The 635-nt window shown below is 27.2% G+C and carries 1 protein-coding gene; it reads right to left on the reverse strand.

The annotated features are described in order from the left end of the window. Nucleotides 1–72: 72 nt before the first annotated feature. Nucleotides 73–635 (reverse strand): hypothetical protein (locus tag HGP29_RS28440; protein ID WP_211093471.1); only part of this gene is annotated, 563 nt, incomplete at its 5' end.

Consider the following 635-nt stretch of genomic DNA (forward strand, 5'->3'; position numbering starts at 1 on the left):
AACATAATGGCTAAACTACGTGTGAGGGTGAGTCACCCGAGACATGGAGTTTTAGCTGGTGTTGTGTACTTTTTATGCTATTCCATTGATACTTAGACCAAAAAATTCCCCTGTATCAATATTGTAATTAATTCTCCAATAGTAACTACAACCGTCAAAAATTTCCATATAGTCTTCATTTAAATTATATCGAGTTTTATTTTTATCCCAAAAAAAGGATATTTGAATAATTTTATCACCTTTGTTATTAATAAAGCTAACATATTGACGATAGTAATTATTTAGATTTTTATGAATTTTAGGACAATCATTAACACCATTAAATGGGTTGTTTTTAGATAATTTATGTATTCTTTGACTTAATTTATTTTCAATATCTGAAATCTCTAAATTGGATGGTGTCCAAAAAGTTACACTTGAATTGAAAACTAAATATTCAGGGAAAGGGTATTTTTCTGTGAAGATTGTTCCTTTGAAATAACTACATTCTAAACCATATTTATTATCACTAATATTTATTCTCTTAAATTGTAATTGTTTTACTTTACAACTACCAATCATAAGTAATAGTAAGAGTGATAAGTTTAGGTATCGTTTCATTATCATCTTAATTGTACACAACGTAATGGCTAAAC

This window comes from Flammeovirga agarivorans (assembly GCF_012641475.1).
Lineage (GTDB): Bacteria > Bacteroidota > Bacteroidia > Cytophagales > Flammeovirgaceae > Flammeovirga > Flammeovirga agarivorans.